The organism is Streptomyces sp. NPDC008086 (genome assembly GCF_042957325.1).
In the GTDB taxonomy this organism is placed as follows: Bacteria; Actinomycetota; Actinomycetes; order Streptomycetales; family Streptomycetaceae; genus Streptomyces.
In genome coordinates this window covers 121,237-141,425 of the sequence record NZ_JBIBIA010000005.1, presented here as the reverse complement: position 1 = coordinate 141,425, position 20,189 = coordinate 121,237, and the positions used below count along the sequence as shown (strand labels likewise).

General features: G+C 72.2%; 17 protein-coding genes and 2 pseudogenes. 12 read left to right on the top strand and 7 right to left on the bottom strand.

Features of this window, described 5'->3' with window-relative positions:
* Positions 1–4: 4 nt before the first annotated feature.
* The 6 genes and pseudogenes from ACFZBP_RS18530 to ACFZBP_RS18505 all read left to right on the top strand — a co-directional run bounded on the left by ACFZBP_RS18530 (position 5) and on the right by ACFZBP_RS18505 (position 7,434).
* Positions 5–2,590: an FtsX-like permease family protein gene (locus tag ACFZBP_RS18530; protein ID WP_391414311.1), complete on the top strand. Its 2,586-nt coding sequence runs from the start codon at positions 5–7 to the stop codon at positions 2,588–2,590.
* Positions 2,591–2,684: 94 nt separating this feature from the next.
* Positions 2,685–3,552 (top strand): annotated as a pseudogene (locus ACFZBP_RS18525) (LLM class F420-dependent oxidoreductase).
* A 57-nt stretch (positions 3,553–3,609) separates the two neighbouring features.
* Positions 3,610–4,035, top strand: a complete 426-nt coding sequence (locus ACFZBP_RS18520; RefSeq protein WP_391414309.1) for a GNAT family N-acetyltransferase — start codon at positions 3,610–3,612, stop codon at positions 4,033–4,035.
* 167 nt (positions 4,036–4,202) lie between these two features.
* Positions 4,203–5,582: a CNNM domain-containing protein gene (locus ACFZBP_RS18515; protein ID WP_391414307.1), complete on the top strand. Its 1,380-nt coding sequence runs from the start codon at positions 4,203–4,205 to the stop codon at positions 5,580–5,582.
* Positions 5,579–6,592, top strand: coding sequence for a hemolysin family protein (locus tag ACFZBP_RS18510; protein WP_383453686.1), 1,014 nt, complete (start codon positions 5,579–5,581; stop codon positions 6,590–6,592). The genes ACFZBP_RS18515 and ACFZBP_RS18510 overlap by 4 nt, the downstream gene beginning before the upstream one ends.
* A gap of 59 nt (positions 6,593–6,651) precedes the next feature.
* Positions 6,652–7,434: an SGNH/GDSL hydrolase family protein gene (locus ACFZBP_RS18505; protein ID WP_391414305.1), complete on the top strand. Its 783-nt coding sequence runs from the start codon at positions 6,652–6,654 to the stop codon at positions 7,432–7,434.
* Positions 7,435–7,502: 68 nt separating this feature from the next.
* Here ACFZBP_RS18505 and ACFZBP_RS18500 read toward each other — a convergent pair whose 3' ends face one another.
* A complete protein-coding gene (locus tag ACFZBP_RS18500) occupies positions 7,503–8,318 on the bottom strand; it encodes a hypothetical protein (protein WP_391414303.1) in 816 nt (271 codons plus the stop codon).
* A 436-nt stretch (positions 8,319–8,754) separates the two neighbouring features.
* On the opposite strand from ACFZBP_RS18500, the gene purB reads away from it, so the two are divergent.
* Both purB and mug read left to right on the top strand, forming a co-directional pair.
* Positions 8,755–10,197 carry an adenylosuccinate lyase gene (purB, locus tag ACFZBP_RS18495; RefSeq protein WP_383453681.1) on the top strand — a complete coding sequence of 481 codons (1,443 nt, stop codon included), beginning with the start codon at positions 8,755–8,757 and terminating at the stop codon, positions 10,195–10,197.
* A gap of 13 nt (positions 10,198–10,210) precedes the next feature.
* Positions 10,211–10,756 carry a G/U mismatch-specific DNA glycosylase gene (mug, locus tag ACFZBP_RS18490; RefSeq protein WP_391414301.1) on the top strand — a complete coding sequence of 182 codons (546 nt, stop codon included), beginning with the start codon at positions 10,211–10,213 and terminating at the stop codon, positions 10,754–10,756.
* A 144-nt stretch (positions 10,757–10,900) separates the two neighbouring features.
* Here the strand turns inward: mug and ACFZBP_RS18485 are convergent, their stop codons facing one another.
* From ACFZBP_RS18485 to ACFZBP_RS18475, 3 genes are read right to left on the bottom strand one after another with little or no spacing between them, the layout of a single operon-like run.
* Positions 10,901–11,329 (bottom strand): hypothetical protein, encoded by a 429-nt coding sequence (locus ACFZBP_RS18485; RefSeq protein WP_391414299.1) that lies wholly within the window; start codon positions 11,327–11,329, stop codon positions 10,901–10,903.
* Between the two features lie 41 nt (positions 11,330–11,370).
* Positions 11,371–12,096: an ABC transporter permease gene (locus ACFZBP_RS18480; RefSeq protein ID WP_391414297.1), complete on the bottom strand. Its 726-nt coding sequence runs from the start codon at positions 12,094–12,096 to the stop codon at positions 11,371–11,373.
* 3 nt (positions 12,097–12,099) lie between these two features.
* The gene (locus tag ACFZBP_RS18475) at positions 12,100–13,020 is read right to left on the bottom strand and encodes an ATP-binding cassette domain-containing protein (protein WP_391414295.1); all 921 of its coding nucleotides are present in this window, start codon (positions 13,018–13,020) and stop codon (positions 12,100–12,102) included.
* Between the two features lie 108 nt (positions 13,021–13,128).
* Between ACFZBP_RS18475 and ACFZBP_RS18470 the strand changes: the two genes are divergently transcribed.
* The 3 genes from ACFZBP_RS18470 to ACFZBP_RS18460 all read left to right on the top strand — a co-directional run bounded on the left by ACFZBP_RS18470 (position 13,129) and on the right by ACFZBP_RS18460 (position 16,267).
* Entirely contained in the window at positions 13,129–14,298 is a 1,170-nt protein-coding gene (locus tag ACFZBP_RS18470) for a sensor histidine kinase (protein WP_383453670.1), read from the top strand.
* Positions 14,299–14,312: 14 nt separating this feature from the next.
* Positions 14,313–14,975 (top strand): response regulator, encoded by a 663-nt coding sequence (locus tag ACFZBP_RS18465; protein ID WP_391414293.1) that lies wholly within the window; start codon positions 14,313–14,315, stop codon positions 14,973–14,975.
* A gap of 134 nt (positions 14,976–15,109) precedes the next feature.
* On the top strand, positions 15,110–16,267 hold the full coding sequence (locus ACFZBP_RS18460; RefSeq protein ID WP_391414291.1) for an ROK family protein: 1,158 nt from the start codon (positions 15,110–15,112) through the stop codon (positions 16,265–16,267).
* 77 nt (positions 16,268–16,344) lie between these two features.
* Here the strand turns inward: ACFZBP_RS18460 and ACFZBP_RS18455 are convergent, their stop codons facing one another.
* Together ACFZBP_RS18455 and ACFZBP_RS18450 are read right to left on the bottom strand one after the other, a co-directional pair.
* Complete coding sequence (locus tag ACFZBP_RS18455; protein ID WP_391414289.1) at positions 16,345–17,106, bottom strand: GntR family transcriptional regulator; 762 nt, start codon at positions 17,104–17,106, stop codon at positions 16,345–16,347.
* 171 nt (positions 17,107–17,277) lie between these two features.
* Entirely contained in the window at positions 17,278–18,162 is an 885-nt protein-coding gene (locus tag ACFZBP_RS18450) for an RNA polymerase sigma-70 factor (RefSeq protein ID WP_391414287.1), read from the bottom strand.
* A gap of 221 nt (positions 18,163–18,383) precedes the next feature.
* On the opposite strand from ACFZBP_RS18450, the gene ACFZBP_RS18445 reads away from it, so the two are divergent.
* A complete protein-coding gene (locus ACFZBP_RS18445; RefSeq protein ID WP_391414285.1) occupies positions 18,384–19,214 on the top strand; it encodes an alpha/beta fold hydrolase in 831 nt (276 codons plus the stop codon).
* Positions 19,215–19,352: 138 nt separating this feature from the next.
* Here ACFZBP_RS18445 and ACFZBP_RS18440 read toward each other — a convergent pair.
* A pseudogene (locus ACFZBP_RS18440) lies at positions 19,353–20,144 on the bottom strand (EamA family transporter); the annotation flags it as partial.
* Positions 20,145–20,189 lie beyond the last annotated feature (45 nt).

Below are 20,189 nucleotides of genomic sequence, written 5' to 3'. Positions count from 1 at the left end.
CCCCGTGCTCAAGGCGACGCTCAGGAGCTTCCTCGCCCACAAGGGACGGCTGCTGCTCTCCGCGCTGGCGGTGATCCTGTCCGTGGCGTTCGTCGCGGGCAGCCTGATCTTCTCGGACACCGTCAGCCGCACCTTCGACCGGCTCTTCGCCTCGACCGCGGCCGACGTCACCGTCACACCGAAGGATACTCTCGACGAGACCCTGCCCTCGGGGCGGACGCTGACCCTGCCGGCCTCGCTCGCCGAGCGTCTGGCCCAGGTCAACGGGGTCGCCGCGGCACGCGCCGAGGTCGACGTGGAGGGCCTCACCGTCGCCGACGAGGACCGCGAGTCGGTGGGCCCGACCACGGGCGCCCCGACGATCGGCACCGCCTGGAACCCGACCGAGCGCAGCCCCGTGGAGCTCACCGCCGGGCACGCCCCGAAGGGCGACGGGCAGGTGCTGATCGACGCGGACACCGCCGACAGCAAGGACGTGGGCATCGGCGACCGGCTCACGGTCATCGGGCAGGAGGGCTCCTTCCCGGTCGAGGTCGTCGGCATCGTCACCTTCACCACCACCAACCCCGGTGCCGCGCTGGTCTTCTTCGACACCGAGGTGGCGGGGACGAAGCTGCTGGGCGACCCGAGGGCGGCCACCTCCGTCTCGCTCGACGCCGCCGACGGCGTCAGCGACGCGGACCTCAAGCGGCGCGTGGCCGACGCGCTCGGCGCGGACGCCGGCGCCGACACCGGCACGTACGAGTTGCGTACGGCCGACGAACAGGCCGAGTCGGACGTCGAACAGCTCGGCGGATTCCTCGACATCATCAAGTACGTGATGCTCGGCTTCGCCGGTGTCGCCGTCCTCGTGGGCGTCTTCCTGATCGTCAACACCTTCTCGATGCTGATCGCCCAGCGCACCCGCGAGCTGGGCCTGTTGCGGGCCCTCGGCGCCGACCGGCGCCAGGTGCGGCGCTCGGTCCTGACCGAGGCACTGCTGCTCGGCCTGGTCGGCTCGACGCTGGGCCTCGCGGCCGGGATCGGGCTGGCCGTCGGACTCATCAGACTGATGGGCCTGATGGGCATGAACATCAGGGCGACCGAGATGGTCATCGGCTGGGGCACGCCGGTGACCGCGTACGTCGTCGGCCTGGGCGTCACCTTCGTCGCGGCCTACCTGCCGGCCCGGCGTGCGGCGGGTGTCTCGCCGATGGCGGCCCTGTCGGACGCCGAGATCGCCGACATCGGACGGCCGCTGAGGCTGCGCGCGGTCGTCGGCTCGGTGGTCGGGGCGGCGGGTGCGGCGGCGCTGGCGGGCTGTGCCGTGTCGCAGAAGACGTCGACGTCGGCGTCCCTGCTGGGCCTCGGCGTCGTCCTGACCCTGATCGCGACCGTGATCGCCGGACCCCTGCTCGTACGGCCCGTGATCCGCGTCCTCGGCGGGGCCTTCCCCGCGCTGTTCGGCTCGGTCGGCCGGATGAGCCAGCGCAACGCCCTGCGCAATCCGCGCCGTACCGGTGCCACCGCCGCCGCGCTGATGGTGGGCCTGGCGCTGGTCGGCGGGATGTCGGTGGCCAGCGCCTCGATGACCAAGTCGTTCGACCAGCAGATCGACAAGACCCTGGGCGCCGACTTCGTCGTGCAGAACAGCAACTTCGTGCCCTTCCCCCGGGAGATCACCGACCGGATCCGCGACACCGAGGGCGTGGGCCTCGTCGTACGCTCGCAGTTCGCGACGATCGCCGTGCGCCTCCCGGACGGCGACCGGGTGAAGACGACCGCGGCGGCCTACGAGCCCGAGCTCGACGAGGTCGCCCACATCACGTACGCGCGGGGCGACAGCGCGGCCGCGCTCGCGGACGGGCGCCTCGCCATGGACAAGGACTTCGCCGAGGACCACGGCGTACGTGTCGGCAGTACCGTCCCCGTCGAGTTCCAGGGCGGCCGGCGGGCCGAGCTGACGGTGGGCGCCCTCACCGACCAGGAGTCCGCCGACGGGTTCGGCAGCCAGGGCGGGATCTACTTCGGCCTGGGCACGCTGGAGAAGTACGCGCCGGGCGGGCAGGACGCGGCCGTGTACGTCAACGCCGCCTCCGGCACGAGCGCCGACGACCTGCGGGCCGGCCTGGAGCAGACGCTCGACCCGTATCCGCAGGTGCAGGTCCGGGACATCGCCGACTACAAGGAGCTGGTCCACAACCAGATCGCCGTGCTGCTCTACCTCGTCTACGCCCTGCTCGGCCTCGCGATCATCATCGCGGTGCTCGGCGTGGTCAACACCCTCGCCCTGTCGGTGGTCGAGCGCACCCGGGAGATCGGGCTGCTGAGGGCCATCGGGCTGGCCCGGCGGCAGTTGCGCCGGATGATCCGGCTGGAGTCGGTGGTGATCGCCGTGTTCGGCGCGGTGCTGGGGCTCGCGCTGGGGCTGGTGTGGGGCGTGTGCACGCAGCAGGTGCTGGCGTTGCAGGGCATGACGGCGCTGGCGATCCCCTGGGGCACGATCGTGGCGGTGGTGATCGGCTCGGCCGTGGTGGGCGTCGTGGCGGCGTTGCTGCCCGCGTTGCGTGCCTCGCGCATGAATGTACTGGCGGCCATCGCGCACGAGTGATGGAATCGCGGCAGGCACTCAAGTCCCTTGAAGGTGAGGAGAGTTCGTGTCGCAACCGGAAAGCCCGCGTCCGTTCCGCTTCGGCGTCAACCTGATGACCTCCGCCCCCGCCGACGAGTGGCGGGCCAAGTGCCGGCGGGCCGAGGAACTCGGCTACGACGTGATCCTGGTCCCCGACCATCTCGGCATGCCCGCGCCGTTCCCGGCCCTGGTCGCGGCGGCCGAGGCGACACGGCGGCCACGGCTGGGCACGTTCGTGCTGAACGCCGGTTTCTGGAACCCGGCGTTGCTCGCCCGCGAGGTCGCGACCACCGACGCCCTCACAGGCGGGCGACTGGAACTGGGCCTGGGCACCGGCTATGTGAAGGCCGAGCACGACACGGCGGGGCTGCCGTGGCTGTCCCCGGGCGAGCGGGTGGACCATCTGCTGCGCACGATCGAGGAGGTGTACCGGCTGCTCGCCTCCGAGGAGCACCAGCGAGCCGGTACAGAAACCCAGGGTGCCGCTGCTCGTCGGCGGCAACGGCGACCGTGTGCTGCGCCTGACCGCCGAGCACGCCGACATCGCGGCCTTCACCGGCGCGCGTTCGGTGCGGGGCAGCTCGACGGGCAAGCTGGAGGTCATGCTCGCCGACGAGTTGCACGAGCGGGTCGCGCTGTACCGCGAGCTGGCTGCGGCGGCGGGCCGCGAGAACGCGGAGCCGACGGAGCTGAACCTGCTGATCCAGTTCGTGATCGACACCGACGACCGCGAGGCCGCCGTACAGCCCCTGATGGAACGGATCCCCTACCTCACCCCGGACCAGGTCCTGGAGCTGCCCATCGGTCTGATCGGCACCGTGGAGGAGATGACCGCGCAAGTGCTGGCGCAGCGCGAGCGGTTCGGGTTCACCTATCTGACCGTCCTCGAGCCGAGCATGGAGGCGTTCGCACCGGTGCTGGCGCGACTGCGCGGCGAGTAGCCGTCCGGATGCTGGAATTCCGGGTCCGCTCCGGTGGCTCCGTGATGTGATCACGGCATGACTGATCTGCGGATACGGGCCGCTGCGGCCGACGACCTCGACACCGTGCTGGCCTTCTGGAAGACGGCCGCCGAGGGCACGAGCATCAGCGACGACCGGGAGGGCGTGGAGCGGCTGGTCGCCCGCGACGCCGAGGCGCTGATCCTGGCGGAGCTGGACGGGGAACTGGTCGGCACGGTGATCGCGGGCTTCGACGGCTGGCGCTGCCATCTGTACCGGCTCGCCGTCCATCCGGAGCGCCGGCGGCGGGGTATCGGCTCGGCACTGCTCTCCGCGGCCGAGGACAGGTTCGTACGGCTCGGCGGGCGCCGTGGCGACGCGATGGTCCTCCAGCGCAACGAGACCGCGCACCATGCCTGGCGCGCTGCCGGGTACGCGCCCGAGGACAAGTGGCGCCGATGGGTGAAGCACCTGACCGGCTGAGCCGGGCACGACGGCCAGGACGAGGCGCTTTGCCCATCCTTTACTATTGGTGGACCACTTCGGTCCTCCCGTGAAAGGTGTGAGCGTCCGCCCATGGACGAGCCTCCCAGTACCCGACATCGCGCGATCCTCCCCGCCCTGACCGACCATGGGACGGAGGTGACCCGATGACCGAAGTGATCCTCCTGCTGGTGGCGATCCTGCTGTCGCTCGCCTGCGGTGCCTTCGTCGCGGCCGAGTTCTCGCTGACCACGGTCGAGCGCAGCGAGCTGGAACGGGCCGTCGAGCGCGGCGAGCGCGGCGCTTCCGGCGCACTGAAGGCCGTACGGAACCTGACCTTCCAGCTCTCCGGCGCCCAGCTCGGCATCACGGTGACCAACCTGGTCGTCGGCATGCTCTCCGAACCGTCCATCGCCAAGCTGATCGCGGGCCCGCTGGAGTCGCTCGGCGTCTCCGAGTCGGCCTCCGGCTCGATCGCGCTCGTGATCGGTACGGCACTGTCGACGATCGTCCTGATGGTGGTCGGCGAGCTGGTGCCGAAGAACTGGGCGATCTCCTCACCCCTGGCCGTGGCGAAGACGGTCGGCAACGCGCAGCGCTGGTTCAGCGCGGTCTTCCGCCCCTTCATCACTCACCTCAACAACACGGCGAACCGCATAGTGCGCCGCTTCGGGGTGGAACCCACCGAGGAGCTGGCCGCCGCGCGCGGCCCCCAGGAGCTGGCCGCCCTCGCCCGGCACTCGGCCCGCGAGGGCGCCCTGGAGGCGGACACCGCCGAGCTCTTCGTCCGCACCCTGAACCTGGCCGACCTGACCGCGGAGAACGTCATGACCCCGCGCGTCCAGGTGATCGCCCTGGAGACACAGGCGACCTGCGAGGACGTGGCGAACGTGACGCGGGCGACCGGGCTGTCCCGGTTCCCCGTCTACCGCGGCAGCCTCGACTCGGTCGTGGGCACCGCGCACATCAAGGACATCCTGGCGGTGCCCGCCGAACGCCGACCCCGCGTCTGCGTCGCCGAGCTGATGCGCGAGCCGCTGCTCGTCCCCGAGACGCTCACCGTCGACCGGCTCCTCGACCGGCTGTCCGGCAAGCGCACCATGGCCGTGGTGATCGACGAGTACGGCGGCACGGCGGGCGTGGCCACGCTGGAGGACATCGTCGAGGAGGTCGTCGGCGAGGTGCGGGACGAGCACGACCCGCACGAGACGCCCGACCTCGCCCACGCGGGCAGTGACGCGGAGGGCCGGGAGCTGTACTCGGCTGACGGATCGGCACGGATGGACCAGCTCGCGCGGGTCGGCCTGAGGGTGCCTGAGGGGCCGTACGGGACGCTGGCCGGTCTGGTCGCGACGGAGCTGGGCCGTATCCCCGCTGTAGGTGACCGCGTCGAGGTGGCCGGCTGGCGGCTCGACGTGGTGGACGCCGCGGGTCGCCGGGCGGCCCGGGTGCTGCTGCACGCGCCGTTCGACGACGCGCCGGAGAGCGACAGCCACGAACAGGGCGAGAGGTACGAGCGGAACGAGAAGAAGGAGGGCGGGCGATGACCGCCGTACAGCTGTTCATCGGCCTTCTGACGCTGGTCGTCAACGCCTTCTTCGTCGGCGCCGAGTTCGCACTGATCTCGGTGCGGCGCTCACAGATCGAGCCGTACGCCGACCGGGGTGACCGGCGCGCCAAGAGCGTGCTGTGGGGTCTGCGGCACGTGTCCGCGCTGATGGCGGCCGCCCAGCTCGGCATCACCCTGTGCACGCTGGTCCTCGGTGTCGTCGCGGAGCCCGCGATCGAGCATCTGCTGGAGCCGGTGTTCCACGCGGTGGGCGTGCCAGAGGGCGCCGGGCACGTGGTCTCCTTCGTGATCGCGCTGACGCTGGCCACCTATCTGCACATGCTGCTCGGCGAGATGGTGCCGAAGAACATCGCGCTGGCCGAGCCGGTGCGCAGCGCGCTGGTGCTCGGCCCGCCGCTGGTCGCGCTGTCCCGGGCGCTGCGGCCGGTCATCTTCACGATCAACGCCTTCGCCAACACGCTGCTGAAGCTCCTGCGCGTCGAGGTCAAGAACGAGGTCACGGCGACCTTCTCGGACGCCGAGCTGGCCCGGCTGGTCCGGGACTCCGGCGAGGCCGGTCTCATCGACGAGCGCGCACGCGAGCGGCTGCACGACGCCCTGGAACTGGGCCGCCGACCGGTGCGCGACGTGGTCCTGCCGCTGGAACGCGTCGTCTACGCGCGCGTGGGCGTCACTCCGGAGGAGCTGGAGGCGCTGTCGGCCGAGTCGGGCTTCTCCCGCTTCCCGGTCGTGGACGAGGGCCGCCGGATCGTCGGCTACCTGCATGTGAAGGACGCGCTCGACGCCCCCGCGCGGGACGTGCCCTTCCAGGTGCGGGACATGCGCCCCATCGCTCGCGTCCGGGAGAGCACCCCGCTCGACGACGTCCTGACGGCCATGCGCGGCAGCCGTACCCACCTGGCGGCCGCCTTGGGCGGCGACGGCCGGCTGGCGGGGCTGGTGACCATGGAGGACGTGCTGCGGGAACTGTTCGGGCAGCGCGCCTGAGGATCCGGCCGGGCCGACCGACCGATGGGTATGGTCCTCGGGCTACCATGTGTGTCGCCATGCAGACGAACCCCACATACAGCAGCCTGGTCGCGGTCGGCGACTCCTTCACCGAGGGCATGTCGGACCTGCTCCCGGACGGTACCTACCGGGGCTGGGCCGACCTCCTCGCCGGACGGATGGCCGCCCGGACACCCGGATTCCGGTATGCCAACCTCGCGGTGCGGGGGAAGCTGATCGGGCAGATCATCGAGGAGCAGGTCGACGTGGCGGCCGCGATGGGTGCCGACGTGATCACTCTGGTCGGCGGGCTCAACGACACACTGCGGCCCAAGTGCGACATGGGACGGGTGCGCGGCCTCCTGGAGGAGGCGGTGGAGAAGCTCGCCCCGTCGTGCCGCCAGCTGGTGCTGATGCGCAGCCCGGGGCGGCAGGGGCCGGTCCTCGAGCGGTTCCGGCCGCGTATGGAGGAGCTGTTCGTCTGCGTCGACGAGCTGGCGGAGCGGCACGGCGCGATCGTCGTCGATCTGTACGGGGCGCCGTCGCTCGGCGACCCCCGGCTGTGGGACGTGGACCGGCTGCATCTGACGGCCGAGGGGCACCGCCGGGTCGCGGAGGCGGTGTGGCAGAGGCTCGGCTACGACCCCGAGGACACCGGGTGGCGTACACCGATACCGGCCACGCCACCGCCCGGGTGGGTCGCGCGGCGGGTCGCGGACGCCCGGTTCGCCCGGCAGCACCTGGTGCCGTGGATCGGGCGGCGGCTGACGGGCCGGTCCTCCGGCGACGGACTGCCGGCCAAGCGGCCGGAGCTGCTGCCCTATGAGGGTCCGGCGGCGTAGACCCGGGCGGCCCGCGGGTTTGGACAGCACGAGGGTGCCGGGCTGTCCGCCCGGCACCCTGAGCCTTCTTACGACCGACGGGACGCGGCGCGACTGCGCCGGTACAGGACGGTCCCCGCGACCAGCAGCGCACCGCTGGCGGCGATGCCTCCGACGACGTTGCCCACCTCGACGCCGGTCTCCGGCATGTGCGGGTGTTCCTTCCCCGGGGGCGTCTTGGACGGAGGGGTCGGCTTGTGCTCGTGGGGCGGCGGGGTGGGCTCGCCGGGCGAGTCCTCGCCATAGCCGTACCCGTAGCCGTCCTCCTGCGACTCCTCGGCGCCGTAGCCGTGGGGCTCCTCCTCGCCGTAGCCGTACCCGCCCGACTTCTCCTCGCCGTAGCCGTACCCGCCCGACTTCTCCTCGCCGTAGCCCTGGTCCTTCGGCTCGTCGCCGTAGCCGTAGCCCTTCCCGTAGCCGCTCGACTTCTCGTCGTCGCGGCCGTATCCGCTCGACTTCTCGTCGCCGTAACCGTGGTCCTTCGGCTTTTCGGTGCCGTAACCACTGTCGCTCGGCTTTTCGGCGCCGTAACCCTGCTGGGTCGGCTTTTCCGCGCCGTAGCCGTGGCCGGTCGGCTTGTCGGTGCCATAGCCCTGGCTGCTCGGCCGGTCGGCTCCGTAGCCGGAGTTCCCATATCCGGGGGTGCTGTTCTCAGAACTCGGCTCGGACGCCCCCATGTGGCTGAACTCTTCGTTCAGCGCACCGAATTTGTCCTGCATCTCGCCGATTCGCTCGTGCATCCTGCCGAATTTGTCGTGCATGTTGGCGAGCCTGTCGTCCAGCTCGTCCAGCCCCTCCGAGCCCCATGGATCCGTACGGCCCGACAGTGCGGAGGCGGAGTTCACCACGGTCCCCTGCACGCGTGGGGCCGAGGACGCGCATGTGCCGTACAGAGAAAGGGCGCTCGTCGTGGCGGCGGCCACAATCAATCCCCTGGTGAGGGCCTGTCGCATTCTCGTTTTCTCTCTCTCGGGCGGAATGGGGAAGCCGACGGTCGTCGCAGAAGCCGTGATGCCGCACGTTCACAATCGCCACGACGTGCAGACTATGAACGAGAGAGGGAGGCCCCAGGAAGCGAGGACGCGACGACTGCCAGGGAATTCACCCGATCGCCCGCCGACATCGGCGCCCACGGGACCAATTCCCGTCAATACCCGGCGCCGGTCCCGCGGCGGTCTCGTGGTCCGGTGGACGGACGGCACGTGGAGCGGCTCTGACCTGGGGCGCTCAGCGCCGGACGGCCGACCGGGGCCGGCCGGGCGCCGGGTAAACTCCGTACACGTGACTTCTGCGCCCGCCAAGCCCCGCATCCCCAACGTCCTCGCCGGACGCTACGCCTCCACCGAGCTCGCCACGCTCTGGTCCCCCGAGCAGAAGGTGAAGCTGGAGCGGCAGCTCTGGCTCGCCGTGCTGCGGGCCCAGAAGGACCTCGGCATCGAGGTGCCGGACGAGGCGCTCGCCGACTACGAGCGTGTCCTGGACACCGTCGACCTGGCCTCGATCGCCGAGCGCGAGAAGGTCACGCGGCACGACGTGAAGGCCCGGATCGAGGAGTTCAACGACCTCGCCGGGCACGAGCACGTGCACAAGGGCATGACGTCCCGCGACCTCACGGAGAACGTCGAGCAGCTCCAGATCCGGCTCTCGCTGGAGCTGATCCGCGACCGTACGGTGGCCGTGCTGGCGCGCCTCGGCAAGCTGGCAGCCGAGTACGGCGAGCTGGTCATGGCCGGCCGCTCGCACAACGTCGCCGCGCAGGCCACCACGCTCGGTAAGCGGTTCGCGACGGGCGCCGACGAGCTGCTCGTCGCCTACGGCCGCGTCGAGGAGCTCCTCGGCCGCTACCCGCTGCGCGGCATCAAGGGCCCGGTCGGCACCGCGCAGGACATGCTCGACCTGCTCGGCGGGGACGCCTCGAAGCTGGCGGACCTGGAGGACCGGATCGCCGGTCACCTGGGCTTCTCGCAGGCGTTCACCTCCGTCGGCCAGGTCTACCCGCGCTCCCTCGACTACGAGGTCGTCACCGCGCTGGTGCAGCTGGCCGCCGCGCCGTCCTCGCTGGCCAAGACGATCCGGCTGATGGCCGGGCACGAGCTGGTGACGGAGGGCTTCAAGCCGGGCCAGGTCGGCTCCTCCGCGATGCCGCACAAGATGAACACCCGCTCCTGCGAGCGCGTCAACGGCCTCATGGTCATCCTGCGCGGCTACGCCTCGATGACCGGTGAGCTGGCGGGCGACCAGTGGAACGAGGGCGACGTGTCCTGCTCGGTGGTGCGCCGGGTCGCGCTGCCCGACGCGTTCTTCGCGCTGGACGGTCTGCTGGAGACGTTCCTGACGGTGCTGGACGAGTTCGGCGCGTTCCCGGCGGTCGTGGCCCGTGAGCTGGACCGCTACCTGCCGTTCCTCGCCACCACCAAGGTGCTGATGGGCGCGGTGCGCGCGGGCGTCGGCCGTGAGGTCGCGCACGAGGCGATCAAGGAGAACGCCGTCGCCTCCGCGCTGGCGATGCGCGAGCAGGGCGCCGAGCGCAACGAGCTGCTGGACAAGCTGGCCGCCGACGAGCGCATCCCGCTGGACCGCGCCCAGCTGGACGCGCTCATGGCCGACAAGCTCTCCTTCACGGGTGCCGCCGCCGACCAGGTCGGCGTCGTGGTCGGCCGGGTCGAGGAGATCGTGAAGCAGCGCCCGGAGGCCGCCGGTTACACGCCCGGGGCCATCCTCTAGCGCGTCGTACGGCATGGCGCGCTTCACCGCCGAGCAGTTGGAGGCCGCTCGCGACCGTCTGGTACCGGACGTCGTCGCGGACGGTCTCCATGTGCTGTTCTGCGGCATCAACCCCAGTCTGATGACGGCCGTGACCGGCCACCACTTCGCCCGCCCCGGCAACCGCTTCTGGCCAGTGCTGCATCTGTCGGGGTTCACGCCGAGGCTCTTGAAGCCCTCGGAGCAGGGTGAGTTGCTGTCCTACGGTCTCGGCATCACGAACGTCGTGGCGCGGGCGACCGCACGGGCCGACGAGCTGAGCGCCGAGGAGTACCGCGAGGGCGGGCGGCTGCTGGCGACCAAGGTGGCTCGGCTGCGGCCGCGTTGGCTGGCCGTCGTCGGGGTCACCGCCTATCGGGCGGCCTTCGACGACCGCAAGGCCCGGGTGGGTCCGCAGGAGCGGACGATCGGGGACACGCGCGTGTGGGTGCTGCCGAATCCGAGCGGGCTCAACGCGCACTGGACGGCGGCGACGATGGCGGAGGAGTTCGGGCGGTTGCGGGCTGCGGCCGAGGCGTGACGGATCACGGCGAGGTCGGCGGGGCGTGGCGAGTTCCGACGGATCACGGCGAGGGCAGGGGGTCGTGGCGGGGTCTGACGGATCACGGCGAGGACAGGAGGCCGTGGCGAGGGCTGACGGATCACGGCGACGCCTGGCCCCTGGTCACGGCGGAGCGATCTCCGTGGCCACGCCGAGCAGCTTCACGTCGTCGGCCTCGTCCAGGTCGGCGACGCAGACCGCGACCCAACGGCCCGTCCCCTCCGCTTCCCAGAGGCAGGCCACGCGGGCGCGGGCGCTGAGCGAGGCCCAGGGCTCGGGTATCTCCTCCTGCCCGGTGCGCAGCGAGACCGTCTGGAGGTTGTAGGGGGCCGTCTCTGACCAGCGGTCCGCGAGCCGCTCCTCCAGGGCGTCGCGGTACTTCTCGTACTGCTCCACGGTCTCCGCACGGGCCCCGCAGTCGCCGTGACCTCTCTCTAACACCACGACGTGGTAGCCGGGGCCGCTCTCGTCGCCGTTCGACGAGGTGTGCCCCGCCGCGAACGGGCGGAAGCACAACTCGTCGATGAGGGCGATGTGCCGTGCGATGTTCATGCGTTCCAGTAAACCCGGCCCCACTGACAATTGGCGTGCCGTCAGGCGTCCCGCCGCCGCACGCTCCACGCCCCCGCGAGCAGCGCGGCCGTCGTCCACAGCGCGGTCGCCGCCAGGCCGGACCACGGTCCGAGGGTGCCGTCGTACGTCTGGTGCAGGGCGATCTGCCCGGCCTTGTCGGGCAGGAAGTCGGCCACGGTGCCCGCCGCGTCCCCGATGACGAAGGACACCACGAGGATGAACGGGATCAGGAGGGAGAGCGTGGCCACTGCGCCGCGGAGCACGGCGGTCAGGCCCGCCGCGAACAGGGCCATGAGCATGAGGTAGATCCCGCAGCCCAGGACGCCACGCACCTGCTCGCCCGTCGTGACCCCGTCCGCCGCCGGCCCCAGCCCCGCGCGTGCCACGGCGTGCGCCGTGCACGCGGTGAGGAGCCCGACGAGCAGCGCCGGGACGGCGATGGCCGTCACCTTGGCGGCGAACCACCGTCCGCGCCGCGGCACCGCGGCGAGCGTCAGCCGGAGCGCACCCCCGTGGTACTCCGCCGACACGGCCATCGCGCCGAACGAGATGGCCGCGATCTGGCCGGGCAGCACACCGGACAGCGCGGTGAACAGCGGGTCGAACCCGGGATCGGAACTGCCGTCGGAGCCCGCCAGGGCGGAGAACGCCGTGGTGGCGGCCACCAGTGCGAGCAGCGCTCCCGGCAGCGAGCGGAGCGTACGGATCTTGAGCCACTCCGAGTGGAGCGCGGGTGCGAATCCCATGGTTCAGGCCTCCTGGGGCTGTGCGGTGAACTCGGCCTCGGTCGCGGTCAGGTCGAGGTAGGCCTGCTCCAACGTGGCCTCCTCCGCCGCGAGTTCGAGGAGAGGGACACCGGCCTGCGAGGCGATACGGCCGATGTCGTCCACGCGTGCGTGGCGCACGGTCCAGTGCCCGTCCTCGTGCTCGACGGCGTCGTGCCCGTGTCGGTCGAGGGCCGCCCTGAGCGCGGTGGCGTCCGTGGTGCGGACGCGGACGCGGGGCTCCACGCGTGCGTGGATGAACTCGCGCATCGGGGTGTCGGCCAGCAGGCGTCCCCGGCCGAGGACCACCAGGTGGTCGGCGAAGGACGCGGTCTCGTTCATGAGGTGGCTGGAGACCAGGACCGTGCGACCCTCCCCCGCGAGCCGGCGCAGCAGGTCGCGGATCCAGATGATGCCCTCGGGGTCGAGGCCGTTGGAGGGTTCGTCGAGCATGACCACGTCGGGGTCGCCGAGGAGGGCCGCGGCGATGCCGAGCCGCTGACGCATGCCCAGGGAGTACGTCTTCACCCTGCGGCGCGCGACCGAGGCGAGCCCGGTCTCCTCCAGCACCTGGTCGACCCGGCGGGCGGCGAGGCGGTTGCTCACGGCGAGGACGCGCAGGTGGTCGCGGGCGGTGCGGGAGCCGTGCGCGGCCTGGGCGTCCAGCAACGCACCGACGTGGCGCAGGGGTTCGTTCATGGTCGCGTAGGCACGGCCGCCGATCGTGGCGGTTCCGGACGTCGGCCGGTCGAGGCCGAGCACGAGCCGCATGGTGGTGGACTTCCCGGCCCCGTTGGGGCCGAGGAAGCCGGTGACACGGCCGGGGAGGACGGTGAAGGTGAGGTCGTCCACGGCTCGCCGGGTGCCGTACTCCTTGGTGAGGGCTTGGACTTCGATGCTGGTCATGGCAGCAGCCTGGCGGTCGGGGTCGGCTCCGGCCCTCCCCCACCGGTGGAGATCGTCTCCCCCGTGCGGGGGAGGCCGGTTGTCAGTGGCGGCTGGCACGATGACCAAATGGTCCGCATGCTGCGCCCGTTCGGCCGGGCGGTGACGTACACACGATGGCTGCATCTGTTCATCGCCGTCGTGGCGCCGAGCCTGCTGCTGTTCGTGCGGGAGGTGTGGTGGATCTGGCTGATCGCGGCCGCGGTGCTCGCCCCGGCCGCGCTGGTCCCGGCTATGCGCACCGTGGAGGGGTTGCAGGCCAGGCTGTTGCTGACCGGTCACCGGCACGACAGCGGGAACACCGACATCGTCGTCGCGCCGTCCGCCTCGTGGCGCGACCGTGGACGGCTCGTCGTGTGGCTGGAGTCGAGGCTGCTGCTGGGCTACGTGACGATGACGGTCAGCGCCCAACTGGTCTTCGCCACGGCGGACCTGGTGGCGGCGCCGTTCGGCCGTGACGTCGAGGCGGGCGGGCCGTTCCTCCTCGACGGGCACCACTGGTGGCACGCCCTGCTCGTGCCGGTGTGGTTACTGGCACTCGGAGTGTTCGTACTCCTCGCGGGCCAGGTCATCACCGCACTCGCCCTGCGGCTCCTCGGCCCTTCCCCGGTCGAGCGCCTCGCCGCCCTGGAGGAGCGCACCGAGCAACTGCTGGAACGCACCCGTATCGCCCGTGAGCTCCACGACTCCATCGGCCACGCCCTGACCTTGGCCGTCGTCCAGGCGGGTGCCGCCCGGGCAGCCGGCGACCCCGCCTTCACCGACCGCGCCCTGGACGCCATCGAGGAGACCGGGCGGGCCGCCCTGGAGGACCTGGAGCGGGTCCTCGGCGTACTGCGCGAGTCCGAGCGGCCGGTCAGCGGCCGACCGACACTCACGGACGCCGACCGCCTGCTGGAATCCGCGCGGGCCTCCGGCACCAGGGTCGACGCCGACATGACCGGGCCGTTGGACACCGTGCCCGGGCCGGTCTCCCGGGAGGGCTATCGCATCCTGCAGGAGTCGCTGACCAACGTGCTGCGGCACGCGGACGCCGCCCCGGCGCGCGTCCGTGTCGCCGTCGCGGACGGCACGCTCACCCTGGAGGTCCGCAATCCGCTCACCGACGTCATACCCGGGCCCGGCAGAGGCAGCGGCCTGCGCGGCATCCGCGAGCGCGCCGCACTGCTGGGCGGACATGCGCGAACCGGCCCCGACCGAGGTGACTGGCAGGTACATGTTGAGCTGCCGTTGAGTTGATCTAGGCTGGCCGGATGCCGGTCACCGTTCTCCTCGTCGACGACGAACCTCTCGTACGCGCGGGTCTGCGGGCCGTGTTGGAGGCGCAGCCCGACATCGAGGTGGTCGGGGAGGCGGCCGACGGGGCGGCGGTGATTCCGCTGGTGCGGCGGCTGCGGCCCGACGTGGTCGCCATGGACGTACGGATGCCGCTGCTGGACGGGATCGAGGCCACGCGCGCGGTGCTGCGGACGGTCGACGCGCCGCCGAAGATCGTCGTCATCACGACCTTCGAGAACGACGAGTACGTGTACGAGGCCCTGCGGGCCGGGGCCGACGGCTTCCTGCTGAAGCGGGCCAGGCCGGCCGAGATCGTGCACGCCGTGCGGCTGGTCGCCGAGGGCGAATCGCTGTTGTTCCCGGCGTCGGTGCGGCAGCTCGCCGCGCGGTACGGCGACGACGGCGGGAACCGGGCGGCGCGGGCGGTCCTGGAGCGGGCCCGGCTGACCGACCGGGAGGCCGAGGTGCTGCGGCTGATGACGCGCGGTCTTTCGAACGCGGAGATCGCCGCCCGGCTGGTGGTCGGGACCGAGACGGTGAAGTCCCATGTGAGCGCGGTTCTGGCGAAGCTGGGGGCGCGGGACCGCACGCAGGCGGTGATCACGGCGTACGAGTCGGGGTTCGTGGCGCCGGGGTGAGCACTGGGGGGAGCGCCGGGGAAGGCGGCGTCGGTCAGACCGACCGGTAGGTCGTCGGGGTGCCCTGCTCTCGCCGGGGTGCGCCGCGGCGAGTACCATCCGCCCAACATGCGCACGAGCTGGGAGGACGGACGTTGGGGCAGCTGACCGGCGGGGATCCCTCGCTGCTGCGAAGGATCAACTCCGCGGTGGTGCTGCACGCGCTGCGTGCCACGGACGCCGCCACACTGACGGAGATCACCCGGGTGACCGGACTGTCCCGGCCGACCGTCGAGGGCGTCGTCGAAGGGCTCATCGAGGCGGGGTACGTCGTCGAGAAGGCGGCCGACGAGAGTGTCGTGCGGCGGCAGGGCCGGCCCGCGCGGCGGTTCCGGTTCCGGGCCGAGGCCGGCCATCTGCTGGGCGTGGACGTCGGCGCGCACCGGGTCGCCGCGCTCCTCGCCGACCTGGACGGCCGGGTGCTGGGCGCCGTCGACAAGGAGGTCGACGAGACGGCTCCGGCCGACGAGCGGCTGGAGCGGGTGCGTACGGCGGTCGCCGAACTGCTGCGCCGGGCCGGTGTGGCACGGGGTTCGCTGCGAGCCGTCGGCGTCGCGACGCCGGGCATCGTCGAGGCCGACGGGACCGTGCGGCTGGGCGCCGCGCTGCCCGAGTGGACGGGGCTCAGGCTGGGCGAGCGGCTGAGCCGTTCCTTCAAGTGCCCGGTCCTGGTGGAGAACGACGCCAACGCGGCGGCGGTCGCCGAGCACTGGAAGGGCTCCGCGACCGAGTCCGACGACGTCGTGTTCGTGCTGGCCGGGCTGAGTCCCGGAGCCGGTTCGCTGATCGGCGGTCAGCTGCACCGGGGGTTCGGCGGCGCGGCCGGTGAGATCGGCGCGCTGCATCTGCTGGGCCGCGAGGTGACGCCGGAGACCCTGCTGTCCACCACGGACGAGCCGCTGCGCCCCCTCGACGAGCGTGCCGTCGCCGAGGTCTTCGCCCAGGCCCGCAAGGGCGACCAGCGTGCCCTCGCGGCCGTCGAGCGCTTCATCCAGCGCCTCGTCCACGACGTGGCCGCCCTGGTCCTCGCCCTCGACCCCGAGTTGGTCGTCGTCGGAGGCTGGGCCGCCGGTCTGGACGGCGTGCTGGAGCCGCTGCGCCGCGAACTGGCGCGCTACTGCCTGCGCCCGCCGAAGGTCGCCCTGTCCCTCCTCGGCGAGGCTGCCGTGGCGACGGGAGCGCTGCGGCTCGCCCTGGACCATGTGGAGGAGCAGCTGTTCGCGGTGGAGGGCACGGTGACCGGGCGGCGCTGACGACGCGCCGTCCGTGCCGTTGAACGCGACGCGCCCCGAAGTGGCTCCGGGGCGCGCGGCATGTGCGGGTACTGCGGTCAGGACGCCTGGCGTTCCGGGTCCTGGTGGATCTCCACGCGGCCGGAGTCGCCGAAGGTCAGCCGGCAGGTGTCCGCGCGGTAGGTGGCGACGGAGAGCGCGGCGGTGCGGCCCTCGGCGAGGTAGCGGGTGGTGACGACGAGGACGGGGGCCCCGGGCAGGCGGTCCAGCTCCTTGGCGTCGTCCGCGCGGGCCGAGCCCAGCTCGACGGCGCTCTCCTGGCCCTCCAGTTCCAGGCGCTGCAGCTCGCGCAGCACGGCACGCGCGCGTGCCGCTGCGGACGGGGCGTCGATGGCGGAGAGGTCGGGCACCGACGACTGCGGGATGTAGAGCAACTCGGCGGCGACGGGCTGGCCGTGCGTCACGCGGGAGCGGCGCACGATGTGCACGGACTCGTCCCGGCCGCTGTCCAGGGCGTCGGCCACGGACCCGGGAGGGACCGCCGGCGTGCAGTCCACGGGCTGCCAGACGTCGTCCGGCGCTCCCGGCCAGGTGTGCTGCTCGCTGCCGACGGAGACGCCCACGCGCGGCGGCGCGACGGTCGTACCGACGCCGCGGCGGCGCTGGAGCCTGCCCTCCAGTTCGAGCTGTTCCAGCGCCTGGCGGAGCGTGGCCCTGGCGACGCCGAAGCGGGCGGCCAGGTCGCGTTCGTTGGGCAGAATCTCGCCCACGGTGAATTCGGAGTCCAGTGCTTCACTGAGCACGGTCCTCAGGTGCCAGTACTTCGGTTCCGGCACCGATTCGAGCTGCGTGGTCCCCACCCTGTCCTCCGCAATCGCCGTGGCCCAGCGGCGTTTTAGCGCCCTTGTTTATTAAAGGTTGTTGTACTTATCAGCGACCATAGGGCGGCCCTCACCCTTGGTCAATACCAATGGCCGGGAACGTTCACGGGACGGGCCCGGGCCGCCGCGCCCAGGACGCGGCGGCGGGGGCTACGCGGTCGCCAGCGACGTCAGCTTGTCGGGGTTGCGGATGATGTAGACCGCCTGGATCCGGCCGTCCAGGACGTCCAGCTGGAAGACGCTGTCGGGCTTGTCGCCGGAGCGCACCAGCACCGCGGGGCCGCCGTTGACCTCCAGGAACCGGAAGGACACGTCGGCGGCGCCCTTCCGCGCGGCGCCGATCAGGAAGCGGCCGACCTTGTCGGCGGTCTCCAGGACCCGCACCGGCGCCTTGGCCTTGCCGCCGCTGTCGCCGACGAGGCGGACGTCCGGGGCGAGCAGGGACATGAGGCCCTCCAGGTCGCCCTCCGCGGCCGCGGCCAGGAACCGTTCGGTGAGATCGCGCCGCTGCACGGGATCGACCTCGTACCGCGGCCGCCGTTCGTCGACGTGCTTGCGGGCCCGTCCGGCGAGCTGGCGCACGGCCGGCTCGCCGCGGTCGAGCATGGCGGCGATCTCGGCGTACGGGTAGCCGAAGGCCTCCCTGAGGACGAACACCGCCCGCTCCAGCGGCGAAAGCGACTCCAGGACGACGAGGACGGCGAGGGAGACGGAGTCGGCGAGGACGGCCCGCTCGGCGGTGTCCGGGACGGTGTCCCCGAAGTCGGTGACATACGGCTCCGGCAGCCAGGGGCCGACATAGGTCTCGCCCCGCGCCTTGACCTGGCGCAGCCGGTCGATGGCGAGCCGGGTGGTGACGCGCACCAGGTAGGCGCGTGGTTCGCGCACCTCGGACCGGTCGGCGTGGGACCAGCGCAGCCAGGCCTCCTGCACCACGTCCTCCGCGTCGGCCACGCGGCCGAGCATGCGGTAGGCGACTCCCAGGAGGACGGGGCGGTGCTCTTCGAAGACGTCGGTCTCGGTGTCGGTGGTCACCGTTCCATCCCATCCGACGCGTACGGCCGTGTCCAGGCGAAATCGGCACCACGGGCGCCTGTCGCCCAACCCCGGGATACGCGGGACCGGTTGGGAGTCCGGCTTTCCCGAGGATCACCGGCCGTAGAGGTCTACCCGTCGGTAGCAATTGCTGACAAGCTGTCTACGACCGTCCGCCGCGTGTCTCGAACTCCGTCCGTGTCCCAGACGAGGAGCACCCCATGTCCGCCACCGTCTCCTTCCAGGTCGCCTCTCCGCACGGTCCGCAGAGCGTGAGCGTCGACTACGCGCGCGTGGGGAGCGGCGAACCGCTGCTCCTGCTGCACGGGATCGGTCACCACCGGCAGGTCTGGGACCCGGTAGTGGACATCCTCGCGGCCGAGCGCGACGTGATCTCGGTGGACCTGCCCGGCTTCGGGACGTCCCCCGGCCTGCCCGAGGGCCTCAGCTACGACCTGGCCACGACGACGGCCGTGTTCGGCGCCTTCTGCGAGGCCATGGATCTGGAACGGCCGCATGTGGCGGGCAACTCGCTGGGCGGTCTGATCGCACTGGAACTCGGCCGCGAGAAGCTCGCGCGGTCCGTGACCGCCCTCTCTCCGGCCGGCTTCTGGTCCGAGGCCGAGCGGCGCTACGCGTTCGGGGTGCTGCTCGCGATGCGGCAGATCTCGCGGCGGCTGCCGCTGCCGCTGGTGGAGCGGCTCTCCCGGTCGGCGGCCGGCCGGACCGTCCTGACCAGCACGATCTACGCCCGCCCTGGCCGCCGGTCACCCGACGCCGTGGTCGCCGAGACGCTGGCCCTGGCGGGCGCCACGGGCTTCGACCAGACCCTCGGCGCCGGTCGTTCCGTCCGGTTCACCGACGACATCCCCGGGATCCCGGTCACCGTGGCCTGGGGCAGCCGGGACCGGCTGCTCGTGCGCCGCCAGGGTGTGCGCGCCAAGCAGATCATCCCCCGGGCGCGCCTCGTCCGGCTGCCCGGCTGCGGCCACTGCCCCATGAACGACGACCCGGCCCTGGTCGCGCGCGTCATCCTCGACGGCAGCCGCTGACTGGCGCGGGATACGCGCGCGTGAGGTGCGCCCGGCCTGGGCGCGCCCGCGCGGGGCGCGTGTCAACGCGCCGGAGCCCAGGGCGACTCCGGCGCCGACGAGGGCACTGCCGAGGGCCTGGACGGCGCCGTAGGAGCCGGCTCCGACGAGCGGGGCGGTGCAGGCCGCGGCCACCGGGATGAGCCCGGAGAAGAGGGTGGCGCGCTCGGCGCCGATCCGCTGCATGCCGATGTACCAGCACACGAAGCCGACGACGGTCACGATCACGGCCTGCCACAGGAGGGCCAGGGCCTCGGTGGTGTCGGGCCGGCGCAGCCACGCCGTGCCGTCGAGGAGCAGCCCGGCGGCCGCCGACTCCACGGCGGCGATCGCGCACACCGCGGCGGACAGCAGCCGCGGGCCCAGAGGGCGCAGTACGGGCACGGCCAGGACCGCGAAGCCGACCTCACCGATCAGCGCGCACACCGAGAAGGCGATTCCGGCGCCGTCCGTGCGACCCCACCCCTGCACCGTGAACGCGCCGACGGCGACGAGCGACGCCCCGTACAGGACCGTCCGCTGCGGTCGCCGCCGCCCGTCCAGCAGGGGCACGACCACGGCCACCACCACGGGCGCGCAGCCGACGAAGACGCCGGGGACCGCCGGTTCGGCGGTGCGCTCGGCGGCGATGACGGCCAGGTTGAAGCCGACCATGCCGACCGCGGCGAGGACGACGAGGCGGGCCCACTGACGCGCGGCGAGCGCGCGCAGCCGGGTCGCGGCGCCCCGCCCGACGAGCGGGACGAGCAGGAGGCAGGCGAGGCCGTAGCGCAGGAACTGACCGCCAGCGTACGGGTAGTCGCCGAGGAGGCTGTTGGCGGTGAAGGACGCTCCGACGAGGACGCAGGCGAGCGCGGCGAGGAGGGCTCCGCGCGTGGTGGTGGGGTTCATGGGAGCGACGCTAGGAACCCACGCGGTCCGCATTAAGGTCCACTT

What these genes read in the sequence shown, in the direction of transcription:
- ACFZBP_RS18445 (WP_391414285.1), top strand. Translation starts at nt 18,384, where the DNA reads ATGTCCGCCACCGTCTCCTTCCAGGTCGCCTCTCCGCACGGTCCGCAG.
- ACFZBP_RS18485 (WP_391414299.1), bottom strand. Translation starts at nt 11,329, where the DNA reads ATGAACATCGCACGGCACATCGCCCTCATCGACGAGTTGTGCTTCCGC.
- ACFZBP_RS18480 (WP_391414297.1), bottom strand. Translation starts at nt 12,096, where the DNA reads ATGGGATTCGCACCCGCGCTCCACTCGGAGTGGCTCAAGATCCGTACG.
- ACFZBP_RS18510 (WP_383453686.1), top strand. Translation starts at nt 5,579, where the DNA reads ATGACCGCCGTACAGCTGTTCATCGGCCTTCTGACGCTGGTCGTCAAC.
- mug (WP_391414301.1), top strand. Translation starts at nt 10,211, where the DNA reads ATGGCGCGCTTCACCGCCGAGCAGTTGGAGGCCGCTCGCGACCGTCTG.
- ACFZBP_RS18475 (WP_391414295.1), bottom strand. Translation starts at nt 13,020, where the DNA reads ATGACCAGCATCGAAGTCCAAGCCCTCACCAAGGAGTACGGCACCCGG.
- ACFZBP_RS18515 (WP_391414307.1), top strand. Translation starts at nt 4,203, where the DNA reads ATGACCGAAGTGATCCTCCTGCTGGTGGCGATCCTGCTGTCGCTCGCC.
- ACFZBP_RS18505 (WP_391414305.1), top strand. Translation starts at nt 6,652, where the DNA reads ATGCAGACGAACCCCACATACAGCAGCCTGGTCGCGGTCGGCGACTCC.
- ACFZBP_RS18470 (WP_383453670.1), top strand. Translation starts at nt 13,129, where the DNA reads ATGGTCCGCATGCTGCGCCCGTTCGGCCGGGCGGTGACGTACACACGA.
- ACFZBP_RS18465 (WP_391414293.1), top strand. Translation starts at nt 14,313, where the DNA reads ATGCCGGTCACCGTTCTCCTCGTCGACGACGAACCTCTCGTACGCGCG.
- ACFZBP_RS18520 (WP_391414309.1), top strand. Translation starts at nt 3,610, where the DNA reads ATGACTGATCTGCGGATACGGGCCGCTGCGGCCGACGACCTCGACACC.